The 6439-nt window shown below is 58.5% G+C and carries 3 protein-coding genes and 1 pseudogene; 2 read left to right on the top strand and 2 right to left on the bottom strand.

Annotated features, from left to right (window positions below):
• Positions 1 to 190, bottom strand: a 190-nt coding sequence (locus NKH95_RS31965; protein WP_352894383.1) for a hypothetical protein, incomplete at its 3' end; no start/stop codon positions are given.
• 395 nt (positions 191 to 585) lie between these two features.
• Between NKH95_RS31965 and NKH95_RS31960 the strand changes: the two genes are divergently transcribed.
• On the top strand, positions 586 to 3120 hold the full coding sequence (locus NKH95_RS31960; protein ID WP_352894381.1) for a two-component system VirA-like sensor kinase: 2535 nt from the start codon (positions 586 to 588) through the stop codon (positions 3118 to 3120).
• Between the two features lie 813 nt (positions 3121 to 3933).
• Here the strand turns inward: NKH95_RS31960 and NKH95_RS31955 are convergent.
• Positions 3934 to 4676 (bottom strand): annotated as a pseudogene (locus tag NKH95_RS31955) (oxygen-independent coproporphyrinogen III oxidase); the annotation flags it as partial.
• A gap of 1047 nt (positions 4677 to 5723) precedes the next feature.
• On the opposite strand from NKH95_RS31955, the gene NKH95_RS31950 reads away from it, so the two are divergent.
• The gene (locus NKH95_RS31950) at positions 5724 to 6422 is read left to right on the top strand and encodes a Fic family protein (protein ID WP_245264324.1); all 699 of its coding nucleotides are present in this window, start codon (positions 5724 to 5726) and stop codon (positions 6420 to 6422) included.
• Positions 6423 to 6439 lie beyond the last annotated feature (17 nt).

The raw sequence follows: 6439 nt of genomic DNA, 5'->3' as shown, positions 1-6439 counted from the left end.
GCAGGTGCAGGACGCCGGCTTGGAAGACGGGCAAGCGGTCCAGGCCCGGCGAGTGGGCTTTGAGCAGCACGTGTCCGAGGCGCTCTGGCCGCTGTTCGATGGTCGAGCTGACGAGCCGCCTACCGGTCCAGAGGAGCTTCTGCGACTGGAAAAGGGGTTTCGCGAGGTGCTTCAGCGAGGGCAGGATCATCAAGCCGCCTCGTCTTTTTTCAGCGATCCAAGAATGCCCGCTGGACGGGATGACCCCAAGGGAAGCGTGTCGGACGCTTTCGCAGCAGCCGGCTCTAGGCACGCCGTAGTTGAGGCCGCCGCCCCGCCAGTGTTAGCTGCCAGCCAACAGCAGATCCGGCCCTCGCCAGTTGCGTTTGACCGGCCGGTATCATCCTCGGCTGCTGCAGGCGTGCGCTTGTATGCCCCTTCGATGATCTCTCGGAAGACCAGTTCCGAAAACTGCGATCAGTTGCCCGCCTTGTGCTGCCGCCTCGCCGTCGAGGTCGAAACGCCCGCGAATCAATGGAAGGTCAGCGGGCCATGGGGGCAGAGTGCAACGGTGTCTACACCGCCTGTTTGAGGGGAGAGGTACACTTGGCTTTCCTGTTCCAGCAGCATCCGGCCGCACACCGACGCGATGGGGAGCTAGAATTCAACTCGGACCTTCGCAAGGCACGCACCGCGGCTCAAACGCCGTTCGTTTGGGAAAAATGGCTCAGTACCGACAAAGCTTCTGTAATGGCCCTAGTGGCCTCGGTTGCGCTCTTGGTCGCGATACAGTGGCAAGACCCCCAGATCAACGAGGCGGTCCTAAGCGAACTGCGGACGATTCAGATCAACTACGCATTGCTCCAGCGAGACGTCGCCCGCGCCGACATGGTATTGGACTTCCGTTCCGTTGCTTCTACCGGGCAAGCATTAAAAAGGAACCTTCAAAACTACCAACGCCTTGTTGAGATTTCGCCCAATGAGAGCTCCGGGGTGCACTCCAGGTTGGTTGCACAGCTCAAAAAGTCCCTCGAAAACACAGAAGCTGCCATCTCGAACTCGGCCGCGCAAAATGAGCTTCTGCAAAGCTCTCTCGTACGCTTTGCTCGCTCGGCTAATCGCCTTTGGGGGGGAGTGTCGAACAGGCCTGAATTTTCCAATCTGATCCTTCAATTTTCGGCCAGACCGGGATTCAGCCTCGCATTACAAATCGATCAGTCTCTCCGCCGACTTCCTCCTAGCCAGGACCAAGTCACGGAGGATGTTGCCCGCGAGGGCCGCGCTATCCTGTCCTCAATGTTGAGGTTGGACCGCGCTGTCAATCGGATCCCATCCTTCGACACGTTCGCCAAGGCTGCCGAATTGGAGCGAGAACATCTGAAAGCCTACAGCTTCGCCAGCGCGCAAGCGCAGCGTACACGGCTTTTCTTTGGCTTGGTGTCCATATGCCTCTGCTTGTTTGCGACCATTCGAGCCTCCACGCTGCATGTGCGGACGAACCGGTTGGAAAGGCGGTTAGAGCTTGAAGCGGCGATGAGTGAGATCGAAGCTTGTTTCATCGACAGTCAAGCAACGAAGGCTTCGCGGCGCTTCTCCACCGAAGCGGCGCTTAGACTCATTCAATGCGTTTTCGATGCGGATCAATGCGCGCTTGCTCTGGTGGATCCGAGTATCAGCAGGAATACCGAGTACTTTGTCGCGAACAAGCGCATGCGCGTCTGGAACGCCACGCTAATCCATGAAGTCGTCTCACTTGTACACCCGGAACAGCCAGTGTTTCGCGTCGTTCCGGCGTCGGAAGTGGTTCGGACTGCCGTAGGCACTACCGGTGTTTGTCAAATTGTTGGTTGCCGGGCCTCCGATCAGCAGGCTGCGGTTTGTATCCTTGTTTTTGAAGGAGATCGCTCACCACCCTCCACAGACGACCTCCTGGTTCTGGCGAGCGCTACTGTGCGTTTAGGCAACCATCTTGAAATGCAACGTGTACACACGGAACGTAACCTTTTTGAGAGTCGATGGGAGCATGCGGAAAGGCTGACGGCTGTCGGCACAATCGCAAGCGGCGTTACACATGAATTCAATAATGTTCTAGGAGCAATAGTCGGCTACGCAGAGATGGCTAAAGGTCTTGTGCGTCGCCCCTCGAGAATTCGGGGCCACATCGGCCAAATTATCTTGGCCAGCAACCGAGCCAAACTGATTATTGATCAAATTTTGTCACTAAGCCGAAATCGGAAGCGCGTGACGATGCCTTTCGACGTCTCGGAGAGTGTAATGGATCTCGCGCCATTGCTGCGGGTTACACTTCGTGCGGATGTTCAGTTGAACTTCAAGATCAACGAGTGGCAAACGGTGATCGAGGGCAGCCCGACCGAGATACAGCAGATCCTTATGAATCTATGCAAGAACGCGTCGGAGGCTCTCTTGAATGAGGGCCGTGTCGAGATTAGCGTTTCTCGCGCTCACGTCTGTCAAACGAAGCCCGTGGCTAAGGGCACCTTGAAACCGGGAGATTACGTTCTCCTCTCCATCAGCGACGATGGCCAAGGAATCGCAAGTTCGGTGCTTCCGCATATCTTTGAGCCCTTTTTTACCACGCGCTCTCGCGTCGGCGGGACCGGACTGGGTCTTGCTGCAGTGGACCGCCATGTGAGCGCGCTCGCAGGATGCCTTGACGTCACCTCGGCTGTTGGCCGAGGTACACGCTTCGATCTCTACTTACCGGCCTGCGCTGAGGAGCAGGTCAGAGCTGATAGCGCTTTCGGCCCATGCGATGGATCACTTGGCAACGGAGAAATCATTGCAGTCGTTGACCCCGATCCAGCAGCGTTGGAGATCTACAAGGATAAGATCGCCGCGCTGGGTTATAAGCCGGTCGGCTTCGCGACCTTCGAGAGTCTTTGCGACTGGATCGAGAGCGGGAAGGCAGCCGACCTCCTAATTTTCGATAAAGCGACTTTCCTCGGGCCAGGACAGCCCGAAGCTCTACGTACCACCCTGATGACGGTGCCCATCATCGTCGTTGGTGGAAGCGACCCCATGCCGATCACATCTGGTAATCAGACCTTCGTCCTTCGGCTAGCCAAACCGGTCTCGTCCAGGACGATGGAGCATGCAATTCGTAGGATGATAATGGCATGATGCCGCCGACGCGCTCAGGATACCGAGCTACCGAGGCAGTCGGAGGCGGAGCCGGCTGGGATCCAGCAAATACAAGAGCGTCGGACGATCTCTGCGCACCCGGCTCATGGCGAGTTCCCCTCGAACACCGTCGTCGGCTCCGCCCAAGGAAGGGCTCCCCGACCACGGCAAACCTGCCGCCGTGCTCGTGACCGTCAAGGACAAGTCGCCGCGCGATGGGGTCTGCGGGCCTCCATCCTTGACAAGTCACTGCGCGCTGGCGGCGACAGGCAACGGGTAATATAAGGTCGGGACGAGGAGATGGTCGCCAATCGGTCACGCAAGATGGTTGACGAAATGACTCGAGAGCAAAGCTTGACAATCATCGCCCCATTCACGCCAGACTTCTCCTGTGCGTTCATCATCGGCTACGGCTCCTCGCTGCCCCGACAAGGCTATCGCCGCCCGGCCGGGCAAGCGATATCCCAGGTTCCGACGTGTTCCTTTCATGCTAGATTGACCTAGGCCCCGGCAGGGCGGGAGCATGAGGCTGGGTTCTCGGTCGCGGATCTGTGAGGCAAGCACGGGGTAAGCGACGGCTCGACCCACCATTGGGAAGGCCGGCTTCGGCACGGAGGTGCGGCCTCGGCGTTGAGAGGCATCGGATCGGGTGTAGCAGGACTTTCGAACTAACTGCCGACAACACACTGGATAGGCTGTTCTCGTCGTTCGGTCCAGTTCACCAACGCCTATGTCGACATTTTACGGCGCTTCACTACTAACCGGGCACCGCACGATGGCAGCTCGTTCTCTCCGGCAAAAGATACCCCTGTGTTAGCTTCCGTGTGTCTGCTTGCCCTCACCTGCGGGATACGTAACGCCATCCCTAAAAGCATCGAATGCGGCAGCGACAGCGCGAATCCCAAAGCGATGCTCCCGCCGTACGCGGACAAAACCGTTTTCGAAGTCCACTATTCCGTCCTTGGCCAGCATCGCCAAACGCTCATCTGAACCGCGAAGACGGATCGGATCAGATCCGTGGGCGACACAGATTGCCGGCACGTCAGCCTCGAAATCGCACATTAATCGCTCGATAATTGCGGCTCGCACGCGGTCGTCGTCTGTGAGGCGATGGCCCTTCGATGTAGCCAGTCGGCCAGCTGCGATGTGCTGGATGTAGGAATCCCGTGTAACTTCGTTTTGAACGTATCCCTGGCCGGTGCGGCCGATAGCCGACGCGCCGAAACCGATCAGGGTTCTGCAGGTGTCAGCCGAGTAGCCCAACGAGTTACGTCGCAGGCGACCTGTTTCCTGTGCCAGCGCGAGCTCGTCGTCCGGAAAGGCGAAATGGTCGAGCCCGATCTGTCGGTAGCCGGCGGCAATCAGCCTCACGGCGACAGCCGCATACTGTTCAGCGCGGGCAGCGCTGTCGGGAAGAAATTCCGCCTCGATGGGAGGCGCTGGTTCTTTATTTGGGATGGGATATGCGAGTAGCCGAACAAGGCAAGCCGGTCGGGGCGCATGGCGACCGCTGCCCTCGCCGTCTCGACCCACGACACCACCGTTTGACGCGGCAGGCGTCCCATGGTGATAACAAACCACCTTGCCGCTGAGCTCGCCTGTGTCTTTGCGTTATGCCAGTCCGTTCCGCTTAGATGTCTTGGCTGTTCCCGCCGAGACCTCACGCGCACCGTTTTATTCCCACCATCCCTCCCCGTCAGCTCCGCCTGGGAAATTCTGCCAGCTTGCCGGATCCGACGAGATAATGCAGCGCTGGGACGGACTTTGCTCGCCAGCTAGCGACCGTGGTGATCTCTGCCAAAAGGACGAGGCCATGAACGCGATCGGCGCTAACGGTGGCGGTTTGTATAAGCCTTGGGGTGGGAACTGGGCCTTCTATGCTGGCGCCACATACAAGCTCAACGAGACAACTTCGTTCTACCTTCGGCTCTCCCGGTGACCAGCTCTCAGTAGCGTCGCGGCAAACGTTGCCTATGGGCTTCTTTTCGATTTCACAGCTACGGCGACTCCAAACTCAGCAGTCGGCAAGATGGAAGCTTCCAACGGGAACTGCCCAATGCGAACAAGAAGAGCAGTGTCGGCAGTAATCCTGCGCCTCGAACGCTCATCCTAACGCCGTGAAGCGTAGAGCTCCGAGGTTGAGCAGACCAAGCCCGCAACACGCTCTAAAAAAACGGCGCATACAAGCCATCCGAGATTGCAGCCTAGCCTCGGGGCCGGACGTTGTTTCATATCAGACCGGTGGGGATGAAGCCTGCCATCCAGCACCCGGTCAGTTTCAGGTCAAACTTGAACTCCCAGTCGGGTCAGAACGCGATCAACTGGCAGTCCGACGCACTTAAAAATGACAAATGGATCGCCTGCTTTTGGGCCATCCATGGGGAATTCGGGCGCGAGAGAACAAGCTCACACAGCATAAGCGAAGCTCCAGGCGAATCTTGCGCTGGCCGAGGCAGAACCATGTTTAAAGCTGCCTGTTTTCCACCTCGAACCTGTCTGAGTCCGGCCGATCGTCATAGATCGGCCAAAGCATCGGCCAGATGGCTCCCCCAATTACGGTTTGTGCGTAGTTGTCAGTACGATAGGCCTGCCGAACATCGGCCATGATCATCATCGGCAGCATCGATTTGTGTCCAAGCCTGGCGACGTCGGCTGTTTTGGGCAAAAGCCTGCACTCGCGTACCGCAGCCAACCTCGCCCCATCTCGTGCGCATCATGAACACCTACTACAGCAACCTGATCGAAGGCCACGATACGCGCCCGCGCGACATCGAACGGGCGCTGGTCGGAATTTCGATCGAGACGAGAACCGCCGCAATCTGCAGCTCGAGGCGGCCGCGCACGTTCGCGTGCAAGCCGAGATCGACCGCCTGGCTGCCGATGGGCAGTTGCCGGAACCGGCATCGGTAGGTTTTCTTCGATGGCTGCATGCGGAATTCTACCGCGATGCGGAATCGCCCATGCTGACCATCAAGGGTTCCGGCCGTGAGTTCGTCATGGCGCCAGGTGAGTGGCGATCGAAGCCAGAGCATGACGTCGCCATCGGCCGGCATGAACCGCCTTCGAGCGATCGCGTCAACGATTTCATGCAATACTTTGCCATGCGTTATCGCTTCGATAAGCTGGGCAAGGCCGGACGCATCCTGACCATTCCTGCCGCGCATCACCGCTTCAACTACATTCACCCGTTTCCGGACGGCAACGGACGCGTCAGCCGATTGATGAGCCACGCCATGGCCCTCAGGCCGGGGTCGCCGCGCACGGGCTGTGGTCGATCTCACGAGGCTTGGCACGTGGCGTGAAAAGCCGAACGGATTAC

Origin of the sequence: Mesorhizobium sp. M0848, assembly GCF_040319805.1 — a bacterium.
In the GTDB taxonomy this organism is placed as follows: Bacteria; Pseudomonadota; Alphaproteobacteria; order Rhizobiales; family Rhizobiaceae; genus Mesorhizobium.
Note: the sequence above shows the minus strand (reverse complement) of the source record. Positions and strands in the feature narration are given on the sequence as shown.

What these genes read in the sequence shown, in the direction of transcription:
- NKH95_RS31950 (WP_245264324.1), top strand. Translation starts at nt 5,724, where the DNA reads ATGATCATCATCGGCAGCATCGATTTGTGTCCAAGCCTGGCGACGTCG.